The sequence below is a fragment of the Allosphingosinicella sp. genome (assembly GCF_036403745.1).
In the GTDB taxonomy this organism is placed as follows: Bacteria; Pseudomonadota; Alphaproteobacteria; order Sphingomonadales; family Sphingomonadaceae; genus Allosphingosinicella.
In genome coordinates this window covers 173,929-188,081 of record NZ_DASWQI010000043.1, presented here as the reverse complement: position 1 = coordinate 188,081, position 14,153 = coordinate 173,929, and the positions used below count along the sequence as shown (strand labels likewise).

At 61.8% G+C, this 14,153-nt stretch carries 11 protein-coding genes, 1 tRNA gene and 1 pseudogene; 5 read left to right on the top strand and 8 right to left on the bottom strand.

Annotation, left to right across the window (positions count from 1 at the left end; all coding sequences use genetic code 11):
* Positions 1-73 precede the first annotated feature (73 nt).
* Genes accC through aroQ form a run of 3 tightly spaced genes read right to left on the bottom strand, consistent with a single transcriptional unit; the run spans position 74 to position 2,392 of the window.
* On the bottom strand, positions 74-1,420 hold the full coding sequence (gene accC, locus VGC56_RS07520) for an acetyl-CoA carboxylase biotin carboxylase subunit (RefSeq protein ID WP_464124262.1): 1,347 nt from the start codon (positions 1,418-1,420) through the stop codon (positions 74-76).
* Positions 1,421-1,424: 4 nt separating this feature from the next.
* Positions 1,425-1,922, bottom strand: coding sequence for an acetyl-CoA carboxylase biotin carboxyl carrier protein (accB, locus tag VGC56_RS07515; RefSeq protein WP_464124261.1), 498 nt, complete (start codon positions 1,920-1,922; stop codon positions 1,425-1,427).
* 29 nt (positions 1,923-1,951) lie between these two features.
* Positions 1,952-2,392, bottom strand: coding sequence for a type II 3-dehydroquinate dehydratase (aroQ, locus tag VGC56_RS07510; protein ID WP_464124260.1), 441 nt, complete (start codon positions 2,390-2,392; stop codon positions 1,952-1,954).
* 23 nt (positions 2,393-2,415) lie between these two features.
* Here aroQ and thiS point away from each other — a divergent pair.
* The 3 genes and pseudogenes from thiS to VGC56_RS07495 all read left to right on the top strand — a co-directional run.
* Positions 2,416-2,631, top strand: a pseudogene (thiS, locus tag VGC56_RS07505) (sulfur carrier protein ThiS); the annotation flags it as partial.
* Positions 2,632-3,212: 581 nt separating this feature from the next.
* A complete protein-coding gene (locus tag VGC56_RS07500; protein WP_464124377.1) occupies positions 3,213-3,998 on the top strand; it encodes a thiazole synthase in 786 nt (261 codons plus the stop codon).
* Position 3,999: 1 nt separating this feature from the next.
* Positions 4,000-4,368 carry a hypothetical protein gene (locus VGC56_RS07495; protein WP_464124259.1) on the top strand — a complete coding sequence of 123 codons (369 nt, stop codon included), beginning with the start codon at positions 4,000-4,002 and terminating at the stop codon, positions 4,366-4,368.
* Positions 4,369-4,370: 2 nt separating this feature from the next.
* On the opposite strand, the gene VGC56_RS07490 is transcribed toward VGC56_RS07495, so the two are convergent.
* Entirely contained in the window at positions 4,371-4,961 is a 591-nt protein-coding gene (locus VGC56_RS07490; RefSeq protein WP_464124258.1) for a class I SAM-dependent methyltransferase, read from the bottom strand.
* 48 nt (positions 4,962-5,009) lie between these two features.
* On the opposite strand from VGC56_RS07490, the gene VGC56_RS07485 reads away from it, so the two are divergent.
* Positions 5,010-5,086 (top strand) — tRNA-Arg (locus tag VGC56_RS07485).
* Between the two features lie 616 nt (positions 5,087-5,702).
* On the opposite strand, the gene VGC56_RS07480 is transcribed toward VGC56_RS07485, so the two are convergent.
* Positions 5,703-6,293: a hypothetical protein gene (locus VGC56_RS07480; protein ID WP_464124257.1), complete on the bottom strand. Its 591-nt coding sequence runs from the start codon at positions 6,291-6,293 to the stop codon at positions 5,703-5,705.
* A 243-nt stretch (positions 6,294-6,536) separates the two neighbouring features.
* Positions 6,537-6,758 carry a hypothetical protein gene (locus VGC56_RS07475; RefSeq protein WP_464124256.1) on the bottom strand — a complete coding sequence of 74 codons (222 nt, stop codon included), beginning with the start codon at positions 6,756-6,758 and terminating at the stop codon, positions 6,537-6,539.
* A gap of 1,709 nt (positions 6,759-8,467) precedes the next feature.
* Here VGC56_RS07475 and VGC56_RS07470 point away from each other — a divergent pair.
* Positions 8,468-8,920, top strand: coding sequence for a Fic family protein (locus VGC56_RS07470; protein ID WP_464124255.1), 453 nt, complete (start codon positions 8,468-8,470; stop codon positions 8,918-8,920).
* 2,169 nt (positions 8,921-11,089) lie between these two features.
* Here VGC56_RS07470 and VGC56_RS07465 read toward each other — a convergent pair.
* Both VGC56_RS07465 and VGC56_RS07460 read right to left on the bottom strand, forming a co-directional pair.
* Positions 11,090-11,956 (bottom strand): hypothetical protein, encoded by an 867-nt coding sequence (locus VGC56_RS07465; protein WP_464124254.1) that lies wholly within the window; start codon positions 11,954-11,956, stop codon positions 11,090-11,092.
* A 51-nt stretch (positions 11,957-12,007) separates the two neighbouring features.
* A complete protein-coding gene (locus VGC56_RS07460) occupies positions 12,008-14,152 on the bottom strand; it encodes a peptidase domain-containing ABC transporter (protein ID WP_464124253.1) in 2,145 nt (714 codons plus the stop codon).
* Position 14,153: the final 1 nt, after the last annotated feature.

Here is a 14,153-nt window from a genome sequence, read left to right as displayed (position 1 = left end):
CCGGGCAGCTCGTGCGACAGGAGTGCCGCGCTTTGCCGCAACTGACAAGGCGGTAAATGGGCGCGGGCGGCGGCTATCGCTCGCGCGCGAGCCACTCCTCGAGCCACTTGATCGTATAGTCGCCGGCGAGGAACTCCGGATCGTTGACCAGCTTCTGGTGGAGCGGGATGGTGGTCTTGAGGCCGTCGACGACGAACTCCTCGAGCGCGCGGCGCAGCCGCATGATGCAGCGCTCGCGGTTCGATCCGTAGACGATCAGCTTCGCGATCATGCTGTCGTAATAAGGCGGCACCCGGTAGCCGGCGTAGAGACCGCTATCGACGCGGACGTGCATGCCGCCGGGCGCGACGTAATTCTTCACCAGCCCCGGCGAGGGGGCGAAGGTCTGCGGATCCTCGGCGTTGATCCGGCACTCGATGGCGTGGCCGCGGAAGGTGATCTGCTCCTGGGTGCAGGAGAGGCCCTCCCCGGAGGCGATGCGAATCTGCTCGCGCACCAGGTCCATGCCGGTGATGTACTCGGTCACCGGATGCTCGACCTGCAGCCGCGTGTTCATCTCGATGAAGTAGAATTCGCCATTCTCGTAGAGGAACTCGATCGTCCCGGCGCCGCGATAGCTCATGTCGGCCATCGCCTTGGCGACGATGCCGCCCACACGATCGCGCTCCTCCGGCGTGATGACGGGGGAGCCGGCTTCCTCGAGCACCTTCTGGTGGCGGCGCTGGAGGGAGCAGTCGCGCTCGCCGAGGTGGACCGCCTTGCCCTCGCCGTCGCCGAACACCTGAAACTCGATGTGGCGGGGATCGCCGAGATATTTCTCCATGTAGACGGTGTCGTCGCCGAACGCGTTCTTCGCCTCGGAGCGAGCCTGGCTGATCTGCGTCTCGAGCTCGTCTTCGGAGCGCACGACCTTCATGCCGCGCCCGCCGCCGCCGGACGCCGCCTTGATGAGGACGGGGTAGCCCGTTTCCCGCGCCACCGCCCGCGCCTCCTCGATGCCCTCGATGGGGCCGTCCGAGCCAGGCACCAGCGGCAGGCCGAGCTTGGCCGCCGTGCGCTTCGCCTCGACCTTGTCGCCCATCACACGGATATGCTCCGGCTTCGGGCCGATCCAGACGATGCCGTGCGATTCGACGATTTCGGCGAAGCGGGCATTCTCCGACAGGAAGCCGTAGCCGGGATGGATCGCGTCGGCGTGCGCGATCTCGGCCGCCGAGATGATGTTGGGGATGTTGAGGTAGGAGTCGGCCGCCGCCGGCGGGCCGATGCAGATCGCCTCGTCGGCGAGCCGGACGTGCATCGCCTCGGCATCGGCAGTGGAGTGCACGGCCACCGTCTTGATGCCCATTTCGTGGCAGGCGCGGTGGATGCGGAGCGCAATCTCGCCGCGATTGGCGATGAGGACCTTCTGGATCGGCACTGCCTTACTCGACGATCACGAGCGGCTGGTCGAATTCGACCGGCTGCGCGTCGACGACGAGGATCTGGCGGACAATGCCGGCGCGCGGGGCGACGATCGGGTTCATCACCTTCATCGCCTCGACAATGAGAATTGTGTCGCCCGCCTTGATGCTCTCGCCGACCGTGACGAAGGGCTTCGAGCCGGGTTCGGCGGAGAGATAGACGGTGCCCACCATCGGCGATTTGACCGCTCCCGGGTGCGCGGACGGCGGCACATCCGCCGCCGGGGCAGGCGCGGGCGCCGGCGCCGCTGCGGCAGGAGCCGGCGCGGGCGCAGCCGCCTGGACGGGCGGCGCGGCATGGGTGACCTGCACCTCGCGCTTGACGACGATGCGGCGCCCGCCGTCCACGACTTCGATCTCGGTAAGTGCGTTCTGGTTCAGCAGCTCGGCGAGCTGGCGGACGAGATCGGCTTCGATGCGCATGCCGCCGGATTCGGCCGCGTCGCTTTCGTCGGTCATTCTTTTCCCCTTTGAAGCGGGCGCCTTACTCAAAAGCGGACCGCCGCGTCCAGCGCCAGAAGGTATCCCAGCGCGCCAAAGCCGGCGATCGTCCCCTTCGCCGCCGGCGCGACGAAGCTCCGCCGTCGGAAGCTTTCACGCGCCTGCGGGTTGGAGAGGTGGACTTCGATCACCGGCGTGACGATCGCCTTCACCGCGTCGTGGAGCGCTACCGACGTATGGGTGAAGCCGCCGGGATTGAGGATCACCGCCCTCGCACCTTCCGCCTGCGCCTCGTGCAGCCAGTCGATCAGGTGGCCCTCATGGTTCGACTGGCGCATCTCGATGGCGAGGCCGAGCTCCCGCGCCCGGTCCTCGAGCTGCCCGGCAATGTCGTCGAGGGTCTCGTCGCCATAGACTTCGGGCTCGCGGGTGCCGAGCAGGTTCAGGTTCGGGCCGTTCAGCACATAGACGGTGGGTAGCGTCGCCATGGCGAGACGCTATAGGGCGGCTCGTGGTTTACGACGACACCTTTTCGATCACCGTCAACGGCGAACACCGCCGCGTGCCGAAGGGCATCAGCGTCGCCGAGCTGGCCCTCGATCTCGGCCTCGAGCCGACTCGCGTGGCGGTGGAGCGCAACCTCGAAATCGTCCCCCGCTCCACCCTCGCCGAGGTGAAGGTCGAGGACGGCGACGATTTCGAGATCGTCACCTTCGTCGGCGGAGGCTGAGTCCGCGGCCGCCGCCGGCCGCTTCGAGGCGGGCGCCGGAACGCGCGCCCCGTAGCGGCGGGCGAGGCGCTCCACCTCGTCGAAGCTCCGCTCGACCGCCTGCTCCGCCCTGATAACGGCTTCCTCGCCGTCGACGCCGGCGGAGATCTGCCGCCGCCCCGATTCCGCCTGGGCAAGCCGCTGCCACGCCGTCACATGGGCACGATATGCGAGCCAGAAATCCTCCGGCGCGCGTCCCCGGACGATGCGCGCCATCACGTCTGCGACCTCGCGCGCAGGGAGCCGCGCCGTGTCGACATTGTCCGCATCGAGGATCCGCTCGATCTCCACCTTCCTGGAGTCGCCCAGCACGATGATGTCTACCTGCGCCGCAGCCGCCGACGGCCACGGGAGGGGCATGAGCGCCAGCGCTGCCGCAGATATGAAGCGTAAGCGGAACTGTCCCATCGCCGCCCTTCCACCGGTCACCGGAGATTGCGCATAGGACGGCTTTCGCGGATCGCAATGGCCCTCTATCGGCGGAGGTTCCAATTACAACGAACGGACCTGAAGACGTGAGCGCAGAGACGCCAAGGCCAATGCGGGTCGACGATGCCGGCGACCTATGGACCGTCGCCGGGCGCAGCTTCACCTCGCGGCTCATCGTCGGCACCGGCAAGTATAGGGACTTCGCCCAGAATGCCGCGGCCGTGGAGGCCGCCGGCGCAGAGATCGTCACCGTGGCGGTGCGGCGGGTGAACATCTCGGACCCCAAGCAGCCGGTGCTGATGGACTTCATAGACCCGAAGAAGGTCACCTACCTCCCCAACACCGCCGGCTGCTTCACCGCCGACGAAGCCGTGCGGACGCTGCGGCTGGCGCGCGAGGCCGGCGGCTGGACCTTGGTCAAGCTCGAGGTGCTGGGCGAGGCGAAGACGCTCTACCCGGACATGGCCGAGACCCTGCGCGCCACCGAGATCCTGGCCAGGGAGGGGTTCGAGCCGATGGTCTATTGCACCGACGACCCCATCGCCGCGAAGAAGCTCGAGGACGCCGGCGCAGTCGCCATCATGCCGCTGGGCGCCCCGATCGGCTCCGGCCTCGGTCTCCAGAACGAGGTGATGATCCGCATCATCGTCGAGCAGGCGAAGGTGCCGGTGCTGGTCGACGCTGGCGTCGGCACCGCGTCCGACGCCGCGGTGGCGATGGAGCTCGGCTGCACCGGCGTCCTCATGAACACCGCCATCGCCGAGGCAAAGGATCCGGTGCTGATGGCGCGCGCCATGCGCCTCGCAGTCGAGAGCGGCCGCCTCGCCTACCGCGCCGGCCGCATGGGCAAGCGCCGCTACGCGGATCCGTCGAGCCCCTTAGCCGGCCTCATCTGACATGCTCGAGCGGCCCGCCCGCGCCCTCTGCAGGCTGGTCCACGGCCGCCGCAGGAGCCGGGAGGGCTACCTCCTGACCTGGCGCTACTGGATGGACGACGACCAGGAGGTGCGCGCGGGCAAATGCTATCTCGGCCTCGCCTGCCTGCTCATCTTCATCGCCAACGCCAGGTACATGGTCGAGCGCTATGGGCATGAGGAGCACGGCCGGCGCGTCGCCTCGTTCACCTTCTCGGACATGCCGCTGGAGGAGAAATTCCTCCTGCCCATTTCGCTGATCGCCTTCTTCATCGCCTTCGCCTCCGTGTTCCGTGCGATGTTCCTTTTGCAGGAGGTAATATCGCAGCGGCGGGCGGACCTCGGCGAGTAAGATCAGGCCTGGGCGAGCCAGATCGTGGCCTCGCCGCACTCCGGGTCGCGAAGGCGATGATCGAGGACGGCAAAGCCGTTCGCAGTGAGCAGCGCCGCATATTCGTCGCTGTCGAGGCTGCCATGATAGAGCGGCTCGCCTTGCCAGCGGCCGATCGCCTCGCCGCGGCCCCAGCCGCTCGTGAACATCAAGGCGGCGCCTGGCGCGGCATGGGTGGCGAAGCGGGGAAACATCGGCGCCTGGTCCTCGGGCGACAGGTGAAAGAAGCTGTGCCAAGCGAGCAGGCCGTCGAAGCGCTCGCCGAGCCGGAGCGCGCGCATGTCTTCGACCACCCATCTCTGCTCCGGAAACCGCTCCCGGCAAAGCGCGATCAGCGATGGGGACGAATCCACCCCCGTGACCTTTGCGCCGCGTTCGATCAGGTAGGCGGCGATCGGCTCCCCCATGCCGCAGCCGATGTCGAGCACCCGCGGCGCCGGCGGCAGCAGCGCCAGGAAGCGGTCGAGCCACGCCTTCTCGAACAGGTCACGCCCCCGCTGCTGGTCCCACGCGGCGGCATTGTCCTCATACTGTCCGACGATCCGATCGTGCATCGCGCCACCATGGCAGCCCCCGACATTCCGCGCTACAGGACCGCACGGGCGCCCGTAGCTCAGTTGGACAGAGCACGAGCCTTCTAAGCTTGGGGTCGCAGGTTCGAATCCTGCCGGGCGCGCCAGCGATTTTGTCCGGTCGCAATATTAGTGCGCCGGTCGCGCACAGCACTGCACCTGAAGTGTATGTATGACCAGCCCCGGCTGCGCAGCCGCGTTCCTCACTTCGCCTGATGCTTCTTCTGGCCCACCGCCAATCCCGAGTCGGCAGGTATGGCGACCCGAGGAGTCGGAGACGCGGTGACCGCATCTCCAGGCGCTTGGTTTCCGGCTCCTGCGACGTGCGCACCAACCTTCACAGTTTGCACCGGGGGGGCCGCCGGGGATGACGCGGGGCTCGTCGATTGTGCTTTAGCGGGTGAAATCTGTGGTGCACGAGTATCCGGCGTGGATCCGAACGTCACGATACCCATGAATACCCCAACCACGGGCCCGGCAAACGTGGAAGCGTCTTTGTCGTGGGTCAGGACGTCCCGCAACAAAGAGCGCACTAGACCAAACCCTTGATCGCCCCGATCTTCATCGCTGCTGTCGCGGTATCTCATCAAACCGACGAGAAGGAGCAGGCAAGCAGTTGCAACCGCCGCCCACCCCCTGTGTCCGAAGATGAGTGTCCTCGTTGCTGCAGGAACCAGGAGAAGATATGGCACGCAGCAAGCGGCCAGAAGCCACAAACGAGTTTTAGTCGTGCTCACAGCGAGTTCTGAATGTGGCTTCCACCAAGGTAGCGAACCCGCGAGCGGAGTGGTTGTGGTCACGTAGCGAGCTCTCAAGCCTGTTGCGAAGCCACGGGGCGCGTTTCTTGTTATCCTCGATGGCGGTTAGAAAATCCGTGCCGGTGACGCCACCTAGCTTTTCAGCGTGAGCAAGCTGCGCCGCCTCCACGAGATCCATCACGAGAGAAACAACCACGTGCTCGTTCACTGGGAAATCAAGCTTTCGGCTCAGGGTCTCCTCAGCGGATCGAGCTTTCTGCTCAATCGTCGTCCACCGACCCTTGGTCCACTCGTCGAGGGCGCCTCTCGCCATTTCTAATACGCGAAAGACATTCATCGGGGAATCGATACGAAGCGGTTTAAGGCGGTTGATCCAAAATCCGACGTGAGCGACCTCCTTGTAGACGGAGTACTCTTTGATTTTGTGAAAGCCGAGCGTCTCTTTCGCGCGGGCGTGGACTTCTGCGCAGATGAATTCGTCGATCTTTATCGGAACTGCTTGAGCTCTGCACACATCCTTGGCGAAACGCTCCACCGTCTCCTTCAGCCGCTCCACCCCACTTTCGTCGCTATAAAATAGGCTGCTCTCGTGACCATCACCCACCCGGCGTCTCCCCTAACGCGCCTATGTGCCCACCACGGCATCCAGAGGATCGATCCCCGTGGATGCTCGACCTCTACCATCTCAACCGGTTAACGCAAACTTCACGGTGGAGGATTGGCCGAGCCCGAAACGCGAACTACCGCGTGTGCCGACGGCGCACCGCCGCACATGCGGAAAATGGCCCGAATGGGACCCTTATTTGTCTGTCGCTGGCTCTGTGACGGTGGAGGGCCTGTTCGCCTGAAACTCCTCGCTCCAGAATACCCGCCACACATCCTCACCGGAAACGTTGCGGTGATTTTGGTCGCTCATCACAAAGCGTTTCTTGGCCTCGTCGGCCGGGCTAACCCTGTTCTCAAATTGGACATCGGCTTCCAATAGGAAGCCAAAATCCACAGGTGCTTTTCGGTCGCTCATTTCTGCCCTATCCACGCTTGCGCCCCCGTCCACTTGTTTTGGGCCACCGTGGCTCGCTTGCAGGCGAAGCTTTTCTTGCCACTGCTTCGATCCGCATACCTCGGTCTCCCAACGCAACATTAATAGCCCGGTTCCGAAAAAACTAGCTTGACAGCCCCCACGCCGCCGCATCAGCCATCACTGCAGAAACCGTGGAGTGACGTTCACTCTCAAGCGGTTAGGTGACAAACCCGCTGATTCGCAGCCGCAGTTTGTTTCGGTGGCGTGTGATTTATCGGCTACAGTGGGCAATATATCACACTCTCTCAAGCCAAACCGCGGAACCGCCTGCAGAGGCGATTCGCACTCAGAGTTGCATGCGCGGCCTTAAACAATCGCAAAGCAGAGATTAATCCCTCATTGACGAATTCACCCAAAAAGGCGCCAGAAACCACTCTCCGATCAAGGCGATGATGCATAACCACACAATTCGCATTCATTTTGTTCGTTAAGCGCAAATTACCTGCTTTAGCGCATCACCGGCTCTTTCGTACTCGCCTTAATCTCAATCGCTGATCGAGTCGCGATTGCTCCTGGTTTCCAGATAGGCCGGCGCCCGGCGACGAGCTGAGCCGAGCGAACGGGGGAGGCGCGCGGACAGCGTGCTACCAGCAGGAAGACGCCAGCCCGAAGTGCCGACACTTACGGGATGATCCGGTCGCGCGGTACGACACCTAGGATGGCATCAATGGAGGTCTCCCGGACTTCAGTTTCGGCTGTCAAACAGGCCTGCGCATGCGATCACCAGTTCCGCGCTGCCGTTGCGGGCGGCGGTCATTGCAGGCGTTGCCCATTCGACAGCAACCTGATGCTCCTCCCGATCGCCGATGAGATGATGCAGGGGGTTTCCTGCACCGAGATGATCCGATGCTCGATAGACTGACGCCTGCCGCCGCCGATTGGCTCCGCGAGGAGCCCGCCTTCGACGACCTCTCCCATAGAGCGCGAGCCATCTGGAGCATCGCTCTTCAGACCGCCGCCCGCCTACCGTTGCCTCTACGCGACGGCCGGTCCGTTGAATTCTCCGCAGGAGCGCGCATCATCCTCGCCGCTTTTCAAATTTCTCAGCTGCTTGCGACAACGATCCCGCGGCGCCGCTGCGCCGACGCGCCGGCACCTGGCAAAGGCGAGGCTTCTGGCGGCACCAACCCATCGCGAACGGCCTCGTCCTCGGCCCCTTCAAACGATCGAGTCGGGACCCTCGATCTTCCTGAAATCGCGGTGGCCGCACCAGCTGCACGCTGCCTGCAACGAGGTGACGGCCGCCCCCAACCTGCGTCATGTTGCAACTTTTGCCGATGTAGATAAAATTGTCGTAAGAAAGCCACACAGCCAGCAGCGAGGTCGGGAGGGCCATGCTTTTTCCCCTCCCAGTCCCTGACGTACCGGTGGTGCCTCCGACCACGACAGCTGATTTCGTCCGTGAGCTTCGGGGCCTCGCACCTTGGACGTCTGAGGATCTATCGAAACTTCATTTGCTGCTCCACAAATTCGTAGCAACGGAGCCTGACCTACTCACGGAATTCACCGACCCCCTGACCCCGCACCTCGACCGCTCGGTACGGTGTCCCGGTCTGCTGAACCGGGTTGCATTAGAAACGGCCGCACTCGGGAGGGCATCTCGCTTTGATGGTGGCGCACTAGCGTCCGGCGAAGCGCTCGGCCGCCAAATGCTCGCGCTGCAGTCTGCCTCCCTCCAGGCCGAAGCTGCTTTCCGCACTAAACCGATTGAGTCGCATGCAGACGCCCTCGGACGGCGGTCGGCTTTCGTGGATCCGCTGACGATCTCAAAGTTCATCGAACGACTAGCCGAATCGCTGCGGCCCCTTTGGGTTGAGGCTCCAGCCTTCGCCGCCGCCGCCGCAATGACCGTGGCCGCCGCCATTCACCCTTTCATGAACGGGAACGGGAGAATGAGCCGCATCCTGTTCAATCAAATGCTCCAGGAATCCGGCCTGACGCGCTCGTACCTCCCGCTCTATGAGATTGGACTCGTCACCGGAGGGGCATGGCTGTTGGCGCTTCGGCGTGCTCAGCAACAAGGCGATTGGGAGCACATGATGCGGTATCTGGCGCAGTCGGTGATATTATGCCGGCGCCTTCAGACGAGACTGTCCCAATAGGCGGTGTTTGACGTGGGGCGGTTCGGACTAACGCGTTTCGCTCGACCCACCTGCCGAGTCAGCGCGAGTGACCTAGGAATTGTCCCTCAAAAGCTAGCGACGCACTTATCCATTTCCCCGGGCACGCAGGGGGCATGCAAATTCAAGGGCGGGGCCACTGAGAGGAGGAACCGAGTGCCTGGGCCGAGGCTTCGCGGCCCACAGGACGAGGCGCGTGGATTGATCAACGCGCCCAGTAGATGCCACCAGATGCCGCCCTCCGCGGCAAGCGAAGGTGATTAATTATCGCGAGTCTTAACTCGCCTTGTCCAGGCGGCAATTCGAATGTCAGTCACGTAAAGGTAAAACGGAATGATAGGCAAAATGAAAAATAAGCGCGCAGTCAGCGCACCCTTGATCCAACAAGCAATAATAACTGCCGAGACCGCGACGAGACTGACGAACAAAGACCACCGGGTCATGCAAGTTCCGTTTTCACGTCCACGCCAAACATGAGACGTTCACTAAAGATTGAACACCGTGGCATCTGAAAGCTCAGCCTCCAATCGCGCGTCGTCCCCACTCCCACGCCTCACGCACCCGGATCTCGCTGTTCCGGGAGCTCCCGTTGATGCCCACTCCATACAGGCGACCGTGCGAGCTTGCAAAGCTTCGACCGGGAAACTCCCCGTCCCCCGACGCACGGAAGCGACTAGGTCCGCGGGGGAGGCCACTACTCCTATTAGACCGAACCCCCAGCACTCCCGGCTGCCTTCAGCAGCAGATCGCGCTGGAGCAACGTTAAGGGCTAAACGGTCACGGAGTCGGAGCCGGCGGATTAGAAGCTCTCGCAGGGTCAGCTGCTCTGTGGAAGCTGCACCGCCGTCGAGACGGGTAGAACTCGGCGGACTACAGATCTTGACGGCGAGGGTCGGCTTTGGGGCCTGCGGAGCTATCCACTCAAACGGGATTGTCAGTTGACGCATACCTCCAGATCGTGCCTCTACCCAGTGCTTCAAAATCTGCCGCGGAGTACCGCTGTTCCTTGAGCAAAAACTAGGCTGGAGAGGCAGGATTCCCGACCAAGGATCAAAAGCGATGAGATCAGCCGCTGCGATCGATTCACGCGTCCTCCCATTTACGGACCGGCAAATCAAAGCACGTGCGCGCTCCAACGCTTCTTCGGCCTGTCGATCGGTTAATCGGTCATCGATGATGTCGCGCCGTACGGCCGCAACGGCTTCGTCGGCTGAAGCCGCGATAGGCGTCTTGAAACTGACCTCGTAGCCAAGATCCCCGAGCGGCTCTAGTCGGGGCTCGCTTGGCCCCAATCGAGAGCCAACCAAGATCCAGTAGGACGCGGACGTCAGCAGATCAGAATCGGCGGCAGCAAACCACACCCGTTTGCCCGGTTGGGATGCCAGAGGCACTTTCGGCACGTCAAAATCTACAGTCGGCCGGTTGCCGGAGCCTCCGCGAAGGTAGCGCATGAGCGATGACCGCTGCAGAACGGACTGCGTCGCATCCTCGGATCTTCCCGAAACGATCACGAGTTGAATCGGGATCGACCTCAAGCCGCGCCAGAGATCATCAACGGCGCTGCTGGGTGCGCCGACGAGACAGGTGCCCGATGCTTTCTCACGTGCCGCCGGCTGCATTGCGACGATAACCTCCGCCGCCGGACCGAGCGCCTTGCGGATGTCGCGTTCAGCTCGAACTAAAGGTAATTCGCGGGAAATCTCTTCCGGGTCAGGCGGGTTCTGGAAGAGCTCTCCGAACGCATCTAACGCTGCCTCGAAGCCCTCGGTCCCTCCGGTAGTGTCGAGAGACATCACCATTCGGTCGGGTCCCGTCGCTCCGTTGATCCGCACTTGGAAACCCGCGCCCGGCCGAAGTCGCGCAAACAAGTGGCCTCCCCATACATGCTCCAGGAGATGGATCGCCCCACATGTGCTCGCCTGCTCGTTCAGTGTGCCGGACCGAACTATCAATCGCAGGGACGTGACATCCGGATCGGCTCCAGGGAGGTAAATAACCGCGGTTGGTAGGCCCTTCCGCGGTGGTGCAGGCGTTGCCGCGCACGCAGCAACCGCGAAGACGGCGGCTGCTGCGGCAAGCGAACTATTCAAGCTGGAGCCTCTCCATCCGGGGGGAGCCCGCCGGCACGGCAGACTCCCCATCTGAACCATCCTACAGCTGCGGGCTAATGGGAATCCCAAACATTCCTTGATAGACCTGGATTGGGTTTCTGTTGTCTCCGGTCTGGTCCTGATGCGTCTCCACCCAATGCTGCACCTCTTGACTGGCGGAATGGGCTTCGTCGTTAATCCAAACCTTCGTGGCATCGATCCAATCGACCATGTGGTTTGCGGCGTACTCGGCCCCCTCACCAATCAGAAACTCGAAGACCGCCGGAGCCTCTGCCTCGGCAGCCATGGCAGCGGCCGTTAGGCCGAACGCGAACGCAATCGCATCGTGAAAGTCCTTATCGCCGACCGCGATCTCGTAGCCTAGGGTGCCAGCCTGTATTGCAGTAAGCGCTTTATCAAGGTTACCGAGCATGTGCGCGGCGTCTGATAGAGTATGGTCCGGCATGTTGACCTGAATACCGGGATGTTCCTCAACTATCGTTCTAAGCGCCGCGGCACGCGCCTGAATAATCTTACTCGCCACCTCTATCTGATGCGGCGTCAGAGGGTCGTGCGAGGCCTCTGGTACATCGCCGCTACCGCCCCATGTCTCGACACCTGGAGCGAGATAGGGATTCGACCACCAGTCCGGCGCCTGCCATGATGAACCGTCATCGTTGTCGCTCAGCCGGTGTCCGGTGACGATGATAGGATCACCTTCTGCGGGAACATCGTCCGAGTTGGTGTCATATTCGTTGTCCGCAGATTCGTCGTACCCACCGAAAGCCAGATACACATCTACATCGGCACCCGGGTCTACCGGCCAAATGACCGGGTCATCACGGTCATCGCTCGAGCTCGCGCCGGCGACGAGCGCCATCTCGGCATTGGTAAGATCACGAACCGGGGAAGACGCTACGTTGGACATTCGCCAAGCTCCTTTGGTCGATGGCAGTTGGGCACAGAGACGCGCCGCGAATCACTGCTTATCAGACGCAGAAGCTACTGTTGAGTCGGACTTCGCAAATTCTCGGACAGTGCCATCCTGGACAACCAGAAGCCGCGTCGCAATCTCCAGGGCACGAGGCCTGTGGGCAATTGCCACCCGGGTCGCGTCGCACTTTGCAAGCGCAGCGAGCACGGACCCTTCCGACATGGCGTCTAAGTGGGCTGTCACCTCATCGAGGAAGATGGCGACGGGGCGACGGTAGAAAGCTCGCGCGAGCAGGATCCGCTGCTTCTGCCCACTGGAAAGTACCGATCCCATGTCACCAACGGCACTTTCGTACTTCAGCGGCATCGCCTCAATTTCGGCGGCCACACACGCCTCAACAGCAGACGCCTGAACCCTGCTCATGTCCAAATCTGGATCGAAAAAAGCGATGTTATCCGCGATGGAGCCTGCGAAGAGAAGGTCCTCCTGTCCAACGAAACCACATTGACTTCTCCAGTTTTGGGGCCCGAAGTTTGAGAGCCTGATTCCGTTCACCAGAACCTCGCCATAGGTAGGCGGAAGGAGTCCCATCATGATCTTCAGCAGGGTGGTCTTCCCGCCCCCAGAAGGTCCTACTATAGCCACGAACTGACCAGGCTCGATACGAATTGACACGCCGCGAAGAACGTCGGGCTCGTTCGTCCCATACTTGTACCACACGTTTTTCAATTCTATTACGGGCGGCCCAGATAGCGGCGCGGACATCGCCTCGGGGGCCGGCTCCACCTGACTGAGAGCGATGTCGGAGATGCGAGAGAGGTGCACTTTCACGAGGGTAAGGTTCACCGACTGATCAACAAGCCTAGCTGTAGCATCCATAAATTGCTGCTTGTAAGCCTGAAGGGCAAAAATTGAGCCGAGCGTGATCTCTCCTTTCATCGCGAGGCGAATACCTAGATATATAAACAAGACTCGCTCGGCACTGAGTACCAGTCCTTGACCTGCAGCGAACGCTGCATTCAATCGGGCCAGCCGAGTCTGCGCATTAACGACGTCAGACTTTTTTCTGAACCAGACTCGCTGTCGGGTTTGTTCATTGCCAGAGGCTTTAATTGTAAAAATTCCCCTCATTGTTTCAATGAAGGTGGAACTCTCTGCCGCAATTGCGCGGATCGTCCCGACGTTCAATGATCGTAAGGCGGGAACAAACGAGAGTCTGAGTACCACGTAGAGGACGGTCGCGCCCAAACTTATAGACGCGAGCATAGGGGAGTATAAGAACACCAGCGCCAGCGTCGTGGACGCCAGGATGCCGTCTATAATTCCGGAAATCAGCCCGTCGCTCAACAGCGTGGTAATAGGCTGGGTCGAAGTAAAACGAGATATAATATCTCCCACCTGGCGCTTCTCAAACCAGCTAAGCGGAAGCTTAACCAAATGTTGTAGCAGGTTACTCGACATTTGAAATGACAACGAATTGTTGACATTTATCAAAACGAGAGACCGTAGCCATGTCACGCAAATGGTGATGAACGCCAACCCCCCAAACCCGAGAGCGAGAAGGAGAAGTAGGTCGAGGTCACCTGCAGGATATGCCGAGTCTATGGCAGACTGCATGTAGAATGGAGCAGCCAGTGCGGCCAGCTGAAGCAGAATAGACAGCGCCAAAAGCTGCGCGAGGCTGGGCCAGAGGCCAACGATACGACTCCAGAGCTGACTTATCTTCAATCTTTCGACCTGCTTCGCCGGCCGGAAGCCAAGGGTCGGCGACAGCTCCAGCGCCACTCCGGTAAAGTGGTCTGAGAAGTCTTGGGCGTTCATCGTAACCCGTCCGACAGCGGGGTCATTTATATGGTAACGAGGACTTCCACGCTGCCGCGAAATACTCACCAGTACAACAAAATGATTGAGGTTCCAGTGGAGCACCACCGGCAGGCGCAAGTACCGAAAGTCGGTTGGCTCGAGCCGGACCGCGCGGGCGGCGAAGCCGAGGGCTTCTGCCATTTGAACCAAGGCTGGAAGGGTAGCGCCTTTGAGCGAGATGCTAAATCTTCGCCGCAGTGAACTTACATCAACGACTAGACCGTGCGCACTGACCGTCATCGCCAGGCAGGCGAGTCCACACTCACTGGCTTCGGTTTGAAAGTAGAGCGGCGTTCCGCGTCGAAAGAGGTGCGTTTCAAGCTGCAAT

Coding starts and splice junctions, on each gene's coding strand:
- VGC56_RS07500 (WP_464124377.1), top strand. CDS start 3,213: ATGCGGGTCGACGATGCCGGCGACCTATGGACCGTCGCCGGGCGCAGC.
- VGC56_RS07465 (WP_464124254.1), bottom strand. CDS start 11,956: ATGTCCAACGTAGCGTCTTCCCCGGTTCGTGATCTTACCAATGCCGAG.
- aroQ (WP_464124260.1), bottom strand. CDS start 2,392: ATGGCGACGCTACCCACCGTCTATGTGCTGAACGGCCCGAACCTGAAC.
- VGC56_RS07470 (WP_464124255.1), top strand. CDS start 8,468: ATGCTCGCGCTGCAGTCTGCCTCCCTCCAGGCCGAAGCTGCTTTCCGC.
- VGC56_RS07490 (WP_464124258.1), bottom strand. CDS start 4,961: ATGCACGATCGGATCGTCGGACAGTATGAGGACAATGCCGCCGCGTGG.
- VGC56_RS07475 (WP_464124256.1), bottom strand. CDS start 6,758: ATGAGCGACCGAAAAGCACCTGTGGATTTTGGCTTCCTATTGGAAGCC.
- accB (WP_464124261.1), bottom strand. CDS start 1,922: ATGACCGACGAAAGCGACGCGGCCGAATCCGGCGGCATGCGCATCGAA.
- VGC56_RS07495 (WP_464124259.1), top strand. CDS start 4,000: ATGCTCGAGCGGCCCGCCCGCGCCCTCTGCAGGCTGGTCCACGGCCGC.